Origin of the sequence: uncultured Shimia sp. (assembly GCF_913054185.1) — a bacterium.
GTDB lineage: Bacteria > Pseudomonadota > Alphaproteobacteria > Rhodobacterales > Rhodobacteraceae > Shimia.
In genome coordinates, this window is the sequence record NZ_CAJXIV010000108.1 from 1 (window position 1) to 13510 (window position 13510).

Annotated in this window: 16 protein-coding genes and 1 pseudogene; 4 read left to right on the top strand and 13 right to left on the bottom strand. The window is 57.8% G+C overall.

Annotated features, from left to right (window positions below):
• Positions 1-148: 148 nt before the first annotated feature.
• Positions 149-976: a LysR family transcriptional regulator gene (locus QZ517_RS17485; RefSeq protein WP_294229430.1), complete on the bottom strand. Its 828-nt coding sequence runs from the start codon at positions 974-976 to the stop codon at positions 149-151.
• A gap of 200 nt (positions 977-1176) precedes the next feature.
• Between QZ517_RS17485 and QZ517_RS17490 the strand changes: the two genes are divergently transcribed.
• Both QZ517_RS17490 and QZ517_RS17495 read left to right on the top strand, forming a co-directional pair.
• Positions 1177-1755, top strand: coding sequence for a carboxymuconolactone decarboxylase family protein (locus QZ517_RS17490; protein ID WP_294229432.1), 579 nt, complete (start codon positions 1177-1179; stop codon positions 1753-1755).
• 136 nt (positions 1756-1891) lie between these two features.
• Positions 1892-2578 (top strand): deiodinase-like protein, encoded by a 687-nt coding sequence (locus QZ517_RS17495; protein WP_294229434.1) that lies wholly within the window; start codon positions 1892-1894, stop codon positions 2576-2578.
• Positions 2579-2769: 191 nt separating this feature from the next.
• Here the strand turns inward: QZ517_RS17495 and QZ517_RS17500 are convergent, their stop codons facing one another.
• Complete coding sequence (locus QZ517_RS17500) at positions 2770-3786, bottom strand: ribose-phosphate pyrophosphokinase (RefSeq protein ID WP_294229436.1); 1017 nt, start codon at positions 3784-3786, stop codon at positions 2770-2772.
• A 107-nt stretch (positions 3787-3893) separates the two neighbouring features.
• Here QZ517_RS17500 and QZ517_RS17505 point away from each other — a divergent pair, with 107 nt between their 5' ends.
• Both QZ517_RS17505 and QZ517_RS17510 read left to right on the top strand, forming a co-directional pair.
• A complete protein-coding gene (locus QZ517_RS17505; protein WP_294229438.1) occupies positions 3894-4493 on the top strand; it encodes a 2-hydroxychromene-2-carboxylate isomerase in 600 nt (199 codons plus the stop codon).
• A 16-nt stretch (positions 4494-4509) separates the two neighbouring features.
• Positions 4510-5313: an alpha/beta hydrolase gene (locus QZ517_RS17510; RefSeq protein ID WP_294229440.1), complete on the top strand. Its 804-nt coding sequence runs from the start codon at positions 4510-4512 to the stop codon at positions 5311-5313.
• 8 nt (positions 5314-5321) lie between these two features.
• Here QZ517_RS17510 and QZ517_RS17515 read toward each other — a convergent pair whose 3' ends face one another.
• The 11 genes and pseudogenes from QZ517_RS17515 to QZ517_RS17565 all read right to left on the bottom strand — a co-directional run.
• Positions 5322-5876 carry an RNA ligase family protein gene (locus QZ517_RS17515; protein WP_294229442.1) on the bottom strand — a complete coding sequence of 185 codons (555 nt, stop codon included), beginning with the start codon at positions 5874-5876 and terminating at the stop codon, positions 5322-5324.
• 235 nt (positions 5877-6111) lie between these two features.
• A complete protein-coding gene (locus tag QZ517_RS17520; protein ID WP_294229444.1) occupies positions 6112-6330 on the bottom strand; it encodes a DUF6500 family protein in 219 nt (72 codons plus the stop codon).
• Between the two features lie 2 nt (positions 6331-6332).
• Positions 6333-7379: a beta-eliminating lyase-related protein gene (locus QZ517_RS17525; protein ID WP_294229446.1), complete on the bottom strand. Its 1047-nt coding sequence runs from the start codon at positions 7377-7379 to the stop codon at positions 6333-6335.
• Positions 7379-7876 (bottom strand): YcgN family cysteine cluster protein, encoded by a 498-nt coding sequence (locus tag QZ517_RS17530; RefSeq protein ID WP_294229447.1) that lies wholly within the window; start codon positions 7874-7876, stop codon positions 7379-7381. Before QZ517_RS17530 ends, QZ517_RS17525 begins: the two co-directional genes overlap by 1 nt.
• Positions 7873-8805, bottom strand: a complete 933-nt coding sequence (locus QZ517_RS17535) for a bifunctional riboflavin kinase/FAD synthetase (RefSeq protein ID WP_294229450.1) — start codon at positions 8803-8805, stop codon at positions 7873-7875. Before QZ517_RS17535 ends, QZ517_RS17530 begins: the two co-directional genes overlap by 4 nt.
• A 149-nt stretch (positions 8806-8954) precedes the next feature.
• Positions 8955-9398 (bottom strand): MaoC family dehydratase, encoded by a 444-nt coding sequence (locus QZ517_RS17540; RefSeq protein ID WP_294229452.1) that lies wholly within the window; start codon positions 9396-9398, stop codon positions 8955-8957.
• Positions 9399-9502: 104 nt separating this feature from the next.
• A complete protein-coding gene (locus tag QZ517_RS17545) occupies positions 9503-10378 on the bottom strand; it encodes a TIGR01459 family HAD-type hydrolase (RefSeq protein WP_294229454.1) in 876 nt (291 codons plus the stop codon).
• Positions 10379-10555: 177 nt separating this feature from the next.
• On the bottom strand, positions 10556-11278 hold the full coding sequence (locus QZ517_RS17550; protein ID WP_294229457.1) for a hypothetical protein: 723 nt from the start codon (positions 11276-11278) through the stop codon (positions 10556-10558).
• Between the two features lie 84 nt (positions 11279-11362).
• Positions 11363-11980 (bottom strand): hypothetical protein, encoded by a 618-nt coding sequence (locus QZ517_RS17555; RefSeq protein WP_294229460.1) that lies wholly within the window; start codon positions 11978-11980, stop codon positions 11363-11365.
• Between the two features lie 61 nt (positions 11981-12041).
• Positions 12042-12797: an SDR family NAD(P)-dependent oxidoreductase gene (locus QZ517_RS17560; protein ID WP_294229461.1), complete on the bottom strand. Its 756-nt coding sequence runs from the start codon at positions 12795-12797 to the stop codon at positions 12042-12044.
• Between the two features lie 209 nt (positions 12798-13006).
• A pseudogene (locus QZ517_RS17565) lies at positions 13007-13510 on the bottom strand (tyrosine--tRNA ligase); the annotation flags it as partial.

A 13510-nucleotide genomic window follows, 5' to 3' on the forward strand; every position in this document is an offset into this window, starting at 1 on the left:
GACTTTGCAAAGTTTGATTATTTCCCCAATCCGGTCATTCCGAGTTGACACAATGCAGTTGCGCGATACATCCAAACTTGTGCTTCCAGTGCCACAAGATCAGAAGTTCAAGGTAGTCGGATGTGACGGAGTGTCCTGGGACTTACTGCTAAGAACTCAGACCGGAGAACAAGGCGCGCACCCGAGCTGTTTGGCGCAACTCTTTTGGCGCAAGCAGCCAGACATCCAGCGAAAAGGCAATCTCTTTGTCAATTGCCGTTAACGCGGCATTGCCTTCGGCGACCTGCCTGGGCAACAACCCGTCGCCCAAGCCCGCGATGATGGCATGCATCATGATCAAGGGGCTGCTAAAGTAGGCACTTGGCTCAATGCCCGGAAGCCGCATTTTCATCCAGTCAGACGCTCGATTTGCGCAATTCTGACCCGAGTACTCTAGCCATGAAATGCTCCGATCCGAGGCAGAGGATGTATTGCTACTGGCGGTGTAATGGCAAAAATCAAACTTGCCGATGCAGTTTCCAAATAGGTAAGGCTCGGGCTCGTTGGTTAGTCGAAGTGCGACTTCGGCCTCACGACGTGACAGGCTGCGAACCGCCGTTTCAGCATTCACAGTCAGGTCGATTTCAGGGTGCTGCTCATTAAAACTTGTCAGTTTATCCATGTAATGAACGGCAAGAATGTCTACGGTTGTCAGAGTGATATGACCAAACAGCGCCGCATCACGCCCTTCGATCCGGCGATCAAGGTTGCGCAGCTCTTCTCGGATAGCAATTGCGGAAGCTACGGCTGCTTCACCTTCAATTGTCATAACGACCCGATCCGCCACACGTTCAATTAATCGCGTACCAAAATGTGTCTCCATCTCGCGTACTTTGCGCGCCACCGTGGTGTGGGATACCTCGAGTGCCTGCGCCGTGCCCGAGAACGTCCCTTGGCGCGCCAGTTCTTCAAGTATCAAGAGATCACCGGGCTTCATCACTTTTATCTCCTCTGCATGCGTGAATATTTTTGCACATCTGACCCGCATTTTTGACGATTGAATGTCCAAAAATGTCACCCATTTGTCAAGCATACGCGAACCGTGACCGGGCCAGTTTGATCATACGTGAGGAAAGCAGGTGTCCGCGATGCAGGTGCGAAAAGACACTGCAAAACCAATGCCAGAGGAGGCCAAAATTGCCTAACTTTCCCCTACATACTCCGGAGACAGCGCCACAAAAGGCGCGCATGATCCTTGAGCAAACACAAAAACGCCTGGGCTTCATTCCCACCATGTATGCCAAACAGGCCGAAGCGCCAGTCCTGCTAGAAACATATCGGTTGGTGGACGCCGCGTTTGAAACGACAAGTCTTGCGCCTATGGAACGGTTGGTCGTTTTGATGACTGTCAGCCGCTATCACAACTGTGATTTCTGCATGTCGGCGCACAGCTGGCGCGCTCAGGCAAGTAAGCTGCCCAATGATCTGCGCAACGCCCTACGCGCAGGTGTGCCGACCGGCGATATACGGCTGGACGCTTTGGCTGATTTTGCACATGCGATGGTTGATAAGCGCGGTGAAGTCTCTAACGCAGATGTACAAGCCTTCATGGATGCCGGATTTGATCAGCGTCAGGCGCTTGAGATCATTGTTGGAATTGCCGCAAAGATCATGACGAATTTCACAAACCGCCTTGCCAGCACCCCGCCCAATCCGCAGTTCGGCTCCGAAAATTTGTGGACTGCGGACCCCAAAACAACCGAAACCCAAGGGTAATCATATGTCAGACATCTCTCAGGAACCCGCCTATTCAGGAACGTCACGCGAGACTTACACCTATGATACGTTCACCACTGGCCTGATCATTGAAGATCTTCACTTTCGGAAAAGCGACCCCTCTCCTGGTGACAAAGTGCCCAAATTTGACCTGGAACTTGTTGCGGGCGGGCGGTTGCGCAGCGATGAACTGGGCGACAGGCCGGTATTTTTGGTTTTTGGCTCACGCACATGCCCGGTGACAGTTTCCGCACAAAAGCCACTGGAAAAGCTATACGAACGCTTCGGCGAACAGGTCCGCTTTGTTCTGGTAAACACCCGAGAAGCGCATCCCGGAGACCTTATCCCCCAACCGAAAACTCAGGCTGACAAACGCAAACACGCCAATCAGCTTGGTGAATTCATGGGACCCCATTTTGAAACAGCTCTCGACGATCTGGATGGCAGTTTCCACCGCGCCATGGGTCCAAAGCCCAATTCCGCGTATATTCTGGCATCAGACGGAATAATACTATTTCGCGCACATTGGGCCAATGACACGGCAAGCCTTGCTCCAGCCCTGACAGCCGCGGCAAGCGGGAAGCGCCCAAAGCGCGGAAAGAGCCGCAAGCTTGTTCGCCCACTGTTAAAAGCGATTGGTTATCTTCCGGGTGTGGTGCGGGTCGGGGGACGTAAAATAGAACGTGATGTCTGGCGCGCTGTGGCTCCTTTTGCCGTAATGAGTCACTTGTCGCGACTGTTCTTTTTCTTGCCAATCGATCTAAGAGGTCCAGCAGTCGCCATATCACTCGTTTGCGGTGGGGTCTTCGCATTGTCGATCTAATGTAGCGCTCCTTCGTGACAAGAAGTGGCCGCTTGATCAGATCGAGTGGCTGCTTTTCAATTCTTGAGTAAACAGGCAACTTCCGCTTTGGGGCTGTGACCGTCACTCTGAGGTGCTCGAGATTTCCACAGAAAAAGCCCCGATGTTTCCACCGGGGCTTTTACGTAACTTTAGAGCGATTGGCCCTTAGATCAGGCTTTAAACAGACCTTCGTACGCTGGCTCCAGCGTTTCGGTTTCAAACAGCGAAGACACAGACGTGCCGTTGGCGGTGTTCAGGATTGCCTGCGCAAACATCGGGGCGGTGGGCACGATGCGGATGTTGGCGGCACCTTTCACAGCCTCGGTGGGCTCGATGCTGTCGGTGATCACCAGTGATTTCATCACCGAGTTGGTGATGCGCTCAATTGCCGGTCCGGACAACACACCGTGGGAGATATAGCTGTGCACCTCGGTGGCGCCATGCTCGATCAGCACTTCAGCAGCTTTGCAGAGCGTGCCAGCGGTGTCGCAGATGTCATCCACGATGATACATTTTTTTCCTTCGACGTTGCCGATCACGGTCATTTCAGCAATCTCGCCGGGCTTCTCGCGACGTTTGTCGACGATGGCCAGCGGGGCGTTGATGCGTTTGGCCAACTCGCGGGCGCGGGCCACACCACCCACGTCCGGGGAGATGATCATCACGTCATCAAGCTGTCCTTTGAACTGCGCCAGGATGTCGAGCGCAAACACAGGGGAGGCGTAGAGGTTGTCGACCGGGATGTCGAAGAAGCCCTGGATTTGAGCGGCGTGCAGATCCATGGTCAGGATGCGCTCAATGCCAGCTTCAACCATCATGTTGGCGACAAGTTTTGCGGTGATCGGTGTGCGGGCCTTAGTACGGCGGTCCTGGCGGGCGTAGCCGAAGTAGGGGATCACAGCGGTGATGCGGCTGGCCGAGGAACGGCGCAGGGCGTCCGACATGATCAGCAGTTCCATCAGGTTGTCGTTGGCCGGATTGGAGGTCGACTGGATGATGAACATATCTTCGCCGCGCACGTTGTCATACACTTCGACAAAGATTTCAGCGTCGTTGAAACGCTCAACACGGGCGTCGATCAGTTTGACGTTGCTGCCCCGGTGCATCGACATGCGCCGCGCGATGGCGCCAGCAAGCGGTTTGTTGGCATTGCCAGTGATCAGTTTCGGTTCAAGAATGGTGGCCATAGCGCGGTAATCCCCAGGTGGCTTTGGTGACAGATTCGTGACGTTGCACTCGCCTTAACATGGCCCTAACGTCCCGCAAAGCGACGTGCGAGCTATGGGAGGCAAAAATGGCCACGATCACCTATTATTTCTCAACAATTTCTCCGTATTCCTATTTGGCGGGCACACGGTTGGAAGAGATCGCGGCCAAACATGGGGCGGAAATTGTCTATAAGCCGCTCGATATTGTTGCGCTTTTTGGCCAGACCGGGGGCACACCGCCCAAAGAACGTCACGTCAGCCGGCAGGACTACCGGGCGCAGGAATTGCTACGGCAGGCTAAGAAGTTGAACATGGACTTCAATCTGAAACCGGCACATTGGCCGACCAATATGGCGCCGTCGTCTTATGCGTTTATCGCGGCGGCAAATGCGGGTGGCGGTGATCTGGGCGGGCTGGCACACGGATTTTTGCGGGCGTGTTGGGCTGAAGAAAAGGATATTGCGCAGGATGAGGTGATCCGCGCGTGTTTGAGTGAGGCTGGGTTTGATCCGGCGCTGGCGGACAGTGGATTGCTGGTGGGGGCGGAGACCTATGCCCGCAATCTGGATGAAGCGGTGGAAGCGGGGGCGTTTGGCGCACCGTTTTACGTGACCGACGATGGGGCGCGGTTCTGGGGACAGGATCGGTTGGATGATTTGGACGCGCATTTGGCGGGTGAGCTGTAAGGACACTTTAGGAACCATGGCATTGGACACCAGAAAGACGCCTGACATGCATTGGCGTGTGTTGGGGCAGGGGCCGCGTGCGGCTTTGGCGCTGCATTGCAATCTTGGGCATTCAGGTGCCTTTCGCGGCATCGGCGCGGCGCTGGACGATCTGTTGACGATTGAGGCGCCGGACATGCCAGACCATGGGCGCAGTGCGGACTATGTGCAGGGCACGCTGACTGGGCAGACCATGCTGGATGCCATTCTGGCGCGCTTGGATGGACCGGTGGATGTGATTGGGCATTCTTACGGTGGATTGCTGGGGCTGCGGTTGGCAATTGAGCGGCCAGATCTGGTGCTCTCATTGTCGTTGTTTGAGCCGGTGACGATGTTGGCGGCTAAGGCAGCTGCACCGGAGGCAGTGGCCAAGAACGATGCGCATATGGGGCAGGTGTTTGCCTTGAATGACGCTGGTGATCCGGAGGCGGCGGTGCGCATGTTTGTCGAGGAGTGGGGTGACGGCACGCCGTGGGAAGCTTTGCCGGAAGAGACCCGCGCGACCTTCACCCAGCAGGTGCCGTTTGTGGTGGCCTCTCAGCAGGATGTGCTGGAAGACGTTGGCAACATTATGCCGCGTCTTGGAGAGATTGCCGTGCCGGTGGTGGTGATGGACGGGGCGGAGAGCCCTGCGATCATGAAACCGGTCTGTGATGGTGTTGCCAATGCGGTGCAGAACGGGCGGCGGGTGACCGTAGCCGGTGCGGGGCATATGGGCGCGATCACGCACGCGGATGCGGTGGCGGCTGAGGTGCGGAAGACCGTGATGTCTCTGGACTGAGGTTGGGCTCAGCCTTTTAAGCCATTTGGAACGAGTTCGGCTTTGGTCCAATGTTCGTCACTTTGGACGTGGCCTTCTCGGACATATTTGCCCATATGCGTTGGCATTTGGCTTTCGAGAAAGGCTGCGGCTGTGCGCACCACGAAGCCTTCTTGAGTTTCGAGATTTAAGCTTTTTGCTGTCTCTTCAAAAAGGTTTGCCTTGAAGGGGCCGCGAAAAAGGGTTTTCACCGGCTGAACACCTAACTGAGCAAACCGATCAAGCGTGTCGTCCCAGCTTTGGATTTCGTCATCTATGATGAGCGCAAACCCCAGAAAGTAAGACGGCAAGTCGGTGTAGGCCACGGAGTGTCGCGCGAACAGATTTTCGCCAACAAGGCGTTCGTTTGGTGCCAAAGCATAGGAAATGCCCGAAGCGAAAGCCTTAAGCCAATCTCGCGAGGGATGGTATTTGCTGTCTGGGCTACGTGCGTGGGTTCCGTGCTGGTGGATGGTTGTGTTTTCGCCGTCCATCTTTTCGGTGATCACGAGATCAGAGACGTCCAATGCCGCCTGTGACGACATGATTTTGTCATCGCTGGTCGCACCGGGCGAGATTGGAAGATGGTAGGTTCGTCCGTACTTTCTCATAAGTTGAGATCTGGCAGATTGGCATCTGAATGGTCAAGGAAGCGTTTGCCGAAAGCGGCGGTTGTGTCTTGTGAGCCACCTGCGCACGAACCGAGGGGCTGGAAGCGAAGCGCCCGCCCCGTGGGGGCGGTTCGGGCGCTGCCAATGCATAGCATTGGCAATAAAGAGGCTATTTGCCTGACAGAACCATGTCCCGAATTTTGACCGCTTTCTCAAAGTGATCCAGCTCGTGGGTTTGGATCCACCAAGTCGCCGCTTCCATCAGCAGCTCGGGGTTGTCGTTCTTGTTGGCAAAGAAGGCGTAGAAGGACAGGCCGACGGTCTCGCCTTTCTTGGCGATTTTGTCGTTGCAAATCTGAACCGCTTTGGTGCGCAGGCTTTCTCGCATGATTAGCCTGCCGCCAGATCGAGGAATTGGTCGATCATTTCTTTGCTGAGCGACCAGTCGCAGACCAAACGCGCCGTGACCATTTCGGCGTCGTCACCTTCAAGTGTGCCGTCCCAGAGGTGGTAGGCGGCGCCGGCGTCAAACAGGCGTTTGTGGGCCGCGCGGGGCAGGGCGACAAACATCATGTTGGCCTGTGGCGGGTATTTGAAAGTCGCGCCGATGTTGCGCAATCCGCCTGCGAGATGCGCAGCGTTGGCGTTGGCTTTGGTGGCGGCTTCGATCCAGACGTCGTCTTGCAAGTAGCCGAGCATCTGCGCGGAGAGGTAGCGGTGTTTGGAGAAAAGGTGGCCGCCGCGTTTGCGGCGCAGTTCAAATTCCCAGGCGTGTTTGGGATCAAAGAAGATCACCGCTTCGACCCCCATGCAGCCATTTTTGGTCCCGCCAAAGCTGACCGCGTCGACACCGGCTTTCCAAGTCATTTCGGCAGGCGTGCAGCCCAAGGCAACCATGGCATTGGTGAAGCGCGCGCCGTCCAGATGCACGGGCAACTCGTAGGACTTGGCCACATCACAAAGCGCGGTGAGTTCGTCCAAGGTGTAGACCGTGCCGTATTCGGTGACTTGCGTGATGGAGGCAGGGCCGCGTTGTGGGCCGTGTACGCCGCGGGTCTCCTCGCCTTCGATGGCGGCGCGCAGGGAGGCTGGCGTCATCTTGTCGATGTCTTTGTCCGCCGCCAGAGTGAGCTTGGCACCTCCGGTGTAAAATTCAGGCGCGTTGCACTCGTCTTTGTGGATGTGGGCCACTTCAGTGCAGAAGATGGTTTGCCAAGGATCACAAAGGGTTGCGAGCGCAAGTGAATTTGCTGTGGTGCCAGTGGACACCAGATAGACCGCGGCCTCTGGGGCTTCAAAAATCTCGCGGATTTTGGCGGTGACCTGCGCCATTTCCACGTCATCGCCGTAGCCCATGGCGTAGCCGTCGTTGGCTTTGGTGATCGCGGCGAGGACCTCGGGCAGTGCGGCGCCGGAGTTGTCAGAGGCAAAGTGCATTAGGAGGGCTCCTCGATGATAAAGTCTTCCCACTGCTCCAGCGGGGTGTCGAATTCAGATACGGTTTGATGCTGCACAGAGACACCGGCGTCATGCACCGTGTCGGGTGTGCCAGAGATCAGCGGGTGCCAATCATAGAGCGGCTTCTTTTCCCACAGCAGGCGGTAGGCGCAGGTTTGTGGCAGCCAATAGGCGTGTTCGTGGATGTTTTGCGGGGTCATCACGATGCATTCCGGCACAAACTGGTGGCGGATGTCGTATTGCACGCAGCGGCAGGTCTCATCGTCCAGCAGGCGGCAAGCCACGCGGGTCAGGGCGACCTCGCCGGTGTCTTCATCTTCCAGCTTGTTGAGGCAGCATTTGCCGCAGCCGTCACAGAGCGCTTCCCACTCTTTGTCGTTGAGCGAGGTCAGCGGCTTCTTTTCCCAGAAACGTTTGGCAAGGCCGTGGCGCTCGATGGGATCGCTGGGGGCTTTCAGAAACGGGGGGCGGCTCATAGCGTGCTCAGGATTTTGCGGGCGTCATCGCAGTCTTGTGCAATTTGGGCCACAAGCGCGTCGAGGCTGTCATACTTTTCTTCCGGGCGCAGATAGTCAACAAGGCCAACGGACAGCGTGTGGCCGTAGAGGTCGCCTGAGAAATCAAACAGGAAGGTTTCGATGTTGGCTTTGTTTTCGCCAAACATCGGGCGGGTTCCGATCGAGGCCGCGCCAAAATAGCTGCCCGTATGGGGACCGTCGAGCACGTCAACCAGCACGGCGTAGACGCCGTATTTGGGCTGGTGCAGATCGTCGATCGACATATTGGCGGTGGGGAAGCCAAGGTCACGGCCGCGTTGTTCGCCGCCAATCACCGGCCCGTCAATGCGGTGCCAATGGCCGAGCATGTTGGCAGCGTCGCGGGGACGGCCATCGGAGAGGGCTTGGCGGATGGAGGTGGAGGACACCTGACCGTCGCCGGCTTGAATGAGCGGCGCGATTGTGACGCCAAAGCCAAACTCTTGGCCAAAGGCGACAAGGTCGTCAGCGGTGCCCTTGCGGCCTTTGCCAAAGCAGAAATCGGCACCAACCACCACATGGGTGAGGCCGAGGCCTTTGGCGATCACGTCGCGGGCAAATTCTTCGGGTGTGAGGCTGGACAACGTGGTGTTGAACGGCAGCTCATACAGCTTGTCGACGCCGAGTTTTTCCAGGCGGTGGGCGCGGGTTTCGGCGCTGGCCAGACGGAACGGCGGGGCGTCGGGCGCAAAGTATTCACGCGGGTGCGGCTCAAAGGTCATGATGCCCAAAGGTGCGTCTGGCGCAGCCTTGCGGGCAAGGTCAATCACCGATTGGTGGCCCAAATGCACGCCGTCAAAATTGCCAATCGCGACGCTGGCGCCGCGATCTTGGGGAGTCACATATTGATAGTCGCGAATGATCTGCATGTGGCAGGGTTAGCTCTTGATGCGGCAAGGCGCAAGAGAGGACGCGACGGCGGTGATTTGCATGTGACAGCAAGGGGAGTGGCCAGCCCCTCTAACCCGCTTTGGCGGGCTTCCTCCCCGAGATATTTGGAGAATGAGAATGCTGGCGATTAGTCGAGCTTGCGTGAAGGGGCGAGCACGGTGGCTTCGCCAGCGAGGACTTTTTTGCCTTCGACCATACAGGCGCAATCGAGTTTCACGCGGCGTTTGCTCATGTCGATGTCGGTCACGGTCACGGAGGCCACAACGGTGTCGTCCGGGCGCACGGGGGCGAGGAACTTGAGCGACTGGCCCATGTAGATGGTGCCATGGCCGGGCAGTTGTTCACCAATCACCGCAGAGATCAGACCAGCAGTGAGCATGCCGTGGGCGATGCGGCCGCCAAACATGGTGTCTTTGGCGTAGTCTTCATCCAGGTGCACCGGGTTGTGGTCGGTGGACACGGCGGCAAACATTTCGATGTCCTGATCGGTCACGGTTTTGCGCACATAGCGGGTCATGCCGATTTCGAGGTCTTCGATAAAGATGGTGCCGCGAGGCAGGTTGTCCAACATTTGGCCCTCCGAATCTGGATTGGCTGTGCAATTAAGTGACGCAATTTGCGCTAGATTGGCAATATTGTTACTTTGCAGTTGCAGAAAAATCAAGGGCTTTTGTGTTAACGCAGTTTGCCTATCGCAAATTGTGGTGTGACCTGCTGATCCGCGAGGTAATTCGTTAACGCGGCTTCATCCGGTTGGTGGGCGGTTTTTGTCTCCGCTGCGGCCAGGCCGCCGGTGATGAACAGCGAATCGATGTTCTCACCCATGGCACCGGAGATGTCGGTGTGAGGGCCGTCACCAATTGCGAGGATGTCGCTATCAGATACCGAAACACCCATGGCGGTGAGGCGGCGGCGGGCGAGGTCGTAGATCGGCGGATGCGGTTTGCCGAAGTACAGGCTTTCGCCGCCCATGTCTGTATAGAGTTTGGCCAAGGCACCGGCGCACCATTCACGGATTTCGCCTCGATCGACGATGATGTCGGGGTTGGCGCAGAGCAGCTTCATGCCTTTGGTTTTGGCATAGAGGAAATCAGCCCGATTCACATCTGGATCAGCCATGGTGTCAAACGGGCCGCAGCAGACAATTCCCTCGGCCTCGGCCAGAGGGACACGTTGAATGTCGACAGGGTTATCAAGGATTTCAAGCGGTTGGAAGAAGCCTTCATCCCGATGCCATTCGCCCATGAAGTAGACTTTTTCACCCACAGCCCCATTGAACATGGCGGAGCGCGCGCTGTCGCCGGAGGTGGCGATGGTGTCATAAGCGTCAGCAGGCACACCAAAGGAGCCCAGTTGTTCAGCCACACCTGCACGGGGTTTGGGGGAGTTGGTGACTAGCACCACAATGCCGCCTTTGGCGCGGTAAGCTTGCAGGGCGGCGACAGCTTCCGGATAGGCGGTGACGCCGTTGTGTACGCAGCCCCAGAGGTCGACAAACAGCGCTTTGTAATTGTCGGAAATCTCGGCGAGTGAGGAGACGATCTGGGTCATGTGGTGGTCCTGCGCATAAAGTGTTGCGCAAGGTATGGCAGGGGGTTTTGGGGAGTTCCAGCGATTCCAGCCTTGGTCGTGCCGCAGTGCAGTGGTTAACGGTTAAAAACCACATCAGTATCGCGTCGGTATTATCGCTGTTTTGCGGAGGTGGCGCTTTTTGCTGCGTTGCAGAAATTAACCATTGGAGCGGTTCATCAATTTGCGCAGGGCGCCAACGATGCTGCGGAAAGGTTCGACTCGGTCGTAAAACTTCAGGTCGTGAATGTCGGTGCGGGAGCTGCGTTGGCCTGCGAGGCAGGGCGTGGCGAGGCGGAAGGTGGTGCCGGGCACAATGGTGCGGACCATGTTGAAGGCGCCGTCAAAGAACATAGAGCCGCCTTCGGGATGGCCGGAAGGGCGGGACCGCACAAGTTCGAGGTAGTCATGGAAGGCGCGGATGCTGTCGCCCTGGATCGCCCAGAATTGCGTACCCCGGGTGCCGCCGGTCCATTCGCTGAGGCCAATGGTGTCGGTTGGAGGGGTTTCCGGTTCCAGATAGCCAAGCGCGGCGATCGACCAGTGGGTGGTTTGCAGGTCGGTCAGGACTTTGGTGACGGTTGTGTCCGGCAGCTCGTTGAGTTGCAAGTCGTCTTCGCAGATCAGGATGCGCTCAAAGCCCTTCTCAAGGGCGTCAGCCAGCACGCGGGTTTGTGAGAGGAAGTTGCCCAGCGAGCCAATCGAAGGGAACTCGCCTTTTTCCGTCGGGCGGGACGCCTCAAAGAAGGTGATGTGCTCATTGGGAATAGAGACACCGACGCGGGCGAAGTCGGCAATGGTTTCGGTGCGACGGTCGTCCCGATAGGGCAAGTTCACGATGTAGACGTGGTCAAAATGGTCAAACAGATCGGGAAAGCTCATTTGGGTGTCCGCGTTGGAGGTGTTTTGGATGCACCTAAAGGCACTTGGCGGCGGAAGTTTGTCAACAGCGCGGTGGTTTTGGGCTTAGGCCAGTGTGGCGGGTAGGCGGAGTACGGGACGGAAGCCGTTGTGCAGGGCGATGCGTGTTGGTTCAGGGGTGAGTACCGGAAAGGTGCCGTGTGGACGTTTGATCGGTGCGGTGTAGCCTTCTGGAGTGAAGGGCAGAGCCATGTCACCCAGCAGGAGTAAGGGGCCGGTGCCCATCTGGATGAAGGTCGCATCTGGTAGAGTTCTTGTGTGTGCGAGGGGGCGGTTTTGGCCGTAGACGCGGGGAATGGCGCGGGCGGTGTGTAGATGTTCGTCAAAGCCGGGGGCGCTGCCGCTGTGATCTGCGGCGGCGAGGAAGGCTTTGTGGTCGGCACGGCGGCATTCGGCGCAGGGGCGGTGCCCAGCCGCGAGCGCGACGGCCTCATCATAGAAGAACAGCTCGGTGTAGCGGTTGGGCGCCATGAGTCGACGTTGACGGTTTTTGAAGGAGAGCACACAGCAGACCCAGGCTTTGTGGCGCCAGCGGCGGTGGGTCAGCTTTCCGTGATGGTGTGCGGCTGTGTCATGCAGGATGCCTCGGTTGCCCATGAAGTCCCCGCGCGTAGGATGTGCGAGGATCTGGCCGTCAGGCAATACGCGGTTTTGGCGGGGCATGGCGCTCTCCTTTGCGGAGAGGATAGCAAGGTGCGCAGGGGCTGCGCACCCTACGGTTTTGTTACTGCATGCGCAGGGCGCCGTCGATGCGGATGACTTCGCCGTTGAGGTAGCCGTTTTCGACAATGAAGCCTGCAAGGCGGGCATATTCAGACGGGTCGCCGAGGCGTTTTGGGCAGGTCACGTCTTGTGCCAGTTGGTCCTGTACCTCTTGTGGCAGGCCTTGCAGCATTGGGGTCAGGAAGATGCCCGGCGCAATCGCCATGACGCGGATGCCAGAGCGGGCCAAGTCACGGGCCATCGGGAGAGACAGGCCGACGATGCCACCTTTGGAGGCTGCGTAGGCTGCCTGGCCACGTTGGCCGTCCATGGCCGCAATAGAAGCAGTGTTGATGATCACGCCACGCGCGCCGTCGGCTTCGGCGTCGTTTTGTGCAATCACTTCGGCAGCGAGGCGTGAAACGTTGAACGAGCCCACGAGGTTGATGTCGATGGTTTTCTGGAAGGTGTGCAGCGGGTGTGGGCCGTTTTTGCCAATGGTGGTGGCGGCAGGCGCAATGCCGGCGCAGTTCACGGCGGCGGTGATTTTACCCATGGCCGCTTTGGCGGCTGTGATGCCGGCGGCGGCGCTGTCCTCATCAGTCACGTCAACCTTGTGGAAGGTGCCACCAAGTTTCGCTGCGATCTCTGCACCGCGCTCTTCGTTGAGGTCAAACAGGGCAACTTTGGCACCGTTGGCAGCAAAATGGCGGGCGGTGGCTTCGCCCAGTCCGGAGGCGCCCCCGGTGATCACGGCGCAGGTTTGATCAAGTTTCATTGGCGGGCTCCTCCCAGAGAGACGTATAGGTCGGTAAATGAACGTGTGTTCAAATAACCCAAATGGCGTCTGTGTGTCTAGGGGGGAAGGGAGGGGCCAGCCCCTTTGGACCTGCGGCCCATTCACCCCAGGATATTTGGAGACTTTGAAAGACAAAAGAAAAGGCCCGCCGAGGTGGGCGGGCCTTTGGGATTGATTGCTTGATGGGGTTAGCCGTCCAGTTGCACCAGCGCATGGCGCTTTTTGCCTGCTGAGAGCTTAATCGGGGAGGCCAAAGCTGCGGCGTCGATCATCAGGCCGGCGTTGGTCAATGGGGCGTCATCGAGCTTGGCGCCGTTTTCTTTGATCAGGCGTTTGGCGTCTTTGCCGGATTTGGCCAGACCGGATTTCACAATCAGCTGCACAATGGAGATGCCGTCGCCGAGGTCTTCGGCAGAGAGCGTCACGGTGGGCAGGTCGTCGCCCACGCCGCCTTTTTCAAACACTTCGCGGGCGGTGGCTTCGGCTGTGGCCGCAGCTTCTGCGCCGTGGCAGAGCGTTGTGACGGCGTTGGCGAGGATGATTTTGGCTTCGTTGATCTCAGAGCCTGCCAGCGCACCGAGGCGCTCACATTCATCCACCGGCATTTCGGTGTAGAGCTTGAGGAAGCGACCGACGTCGGCGTCGGTGGTGTTGCGCCAGAACTGCCAGAACTCATAGGGGCTGCGCATGTC

Coding starts and splice junctions, on each gene's coding strand:
- QZ517_RS17505 (WP_294229438.1), top strand. CDS start 3,894: ATGGCCACGATCACCTATTATTTCTCAACAATTTCTCCGTATTCCTAT.
- QZ517_RS17540 (WP_294229452.1), bottom strand. CDS start 9,398: ATGTTGGACAACCTGCCTCGCGGCACCATCTTTATCGAAGACCTCGAA.
- QZ517_RS17525 (WP_294229446.1), bottom strand. CDS start 7,379: ATGCACTTTGCCTCTGACAACTCCGGCGCCGCACTGCCCGAGGTCCTC.
- QZ517_RS17560 (WP_294229461.1), bottom strand. CDS start 12,797: ATGAAACTTGATCAAACCTGCGCCGTGATCACCGGGGGCGCCTCCGGA.
- QZ517_RS17550 (WP_294229457.1), bottom strand. CDS start 11,278: ATGAGCTTTCCCGATCTGTTTGACCATTTTGACCACGTCTACATCGTG.
- QZ517_RS17545 (WP_294229454.1), bottom strand. CDS start 10,378: ATGACCCAGATCGTCTCCTCACTCGCCGAGATTTCCGACAATTACAAA.
- QZ517_RS17555 (WP_294229460.1), bottom strand. CDS start 11,980: ATGCCCCGCCAAAACCGCGTATTGCCTGACGGCCAGATCCTCGCACAT.
- QZ517_RS17510 (WP_294229440.1), top strand. CDS start 4,510: ATGGCATTGGACACCAGAAAGACGCCTGACATGCATTGGCGTGTGTTG.
- QZ517_RS17535 (WP_294229450.1), bottom strand. CDS start 8,805: ATGCAGATCATTCGCGACTATCAATATGTGACTCCCCAAGATCGCGGC.
- QZ517_RS17530 (WP_294229447.1), bottom strand. CDS start 7,876: ATGAGCCGCCCCCCGTTTCTGAAAGCCCCCAGCGATCCCATCGAGCGC.
- QZ517_RS17500 (WP_294229436.1), bottom strand. CDS start 3,786: ATGGCCACCATTCTTGAACCGAAACTGATCACTGGCAATGCCAACAAA.
- QZ517_RS17520 (WP_294229444.1), bottom strand. CDS start 6,330: ATGCGAGAAAGCCTGCGCACCAAAGCGGTTCAGATTTGCAACGACAAA.
- QZ517_RS17485 (WP_294229430.1), bottom strand. CDS start 976: ATGAAGCCCGGTGATCTCTTGATACTTGAAGAACTGGCGCGCCAAGGG.
- QZ517_RS17515 (WP_294229442.1), bottom strand. CDS start 5,876: ATGTCGTCACAGGCGGCATTGGACGTCTCTGATCTCGTGATCACCGAA.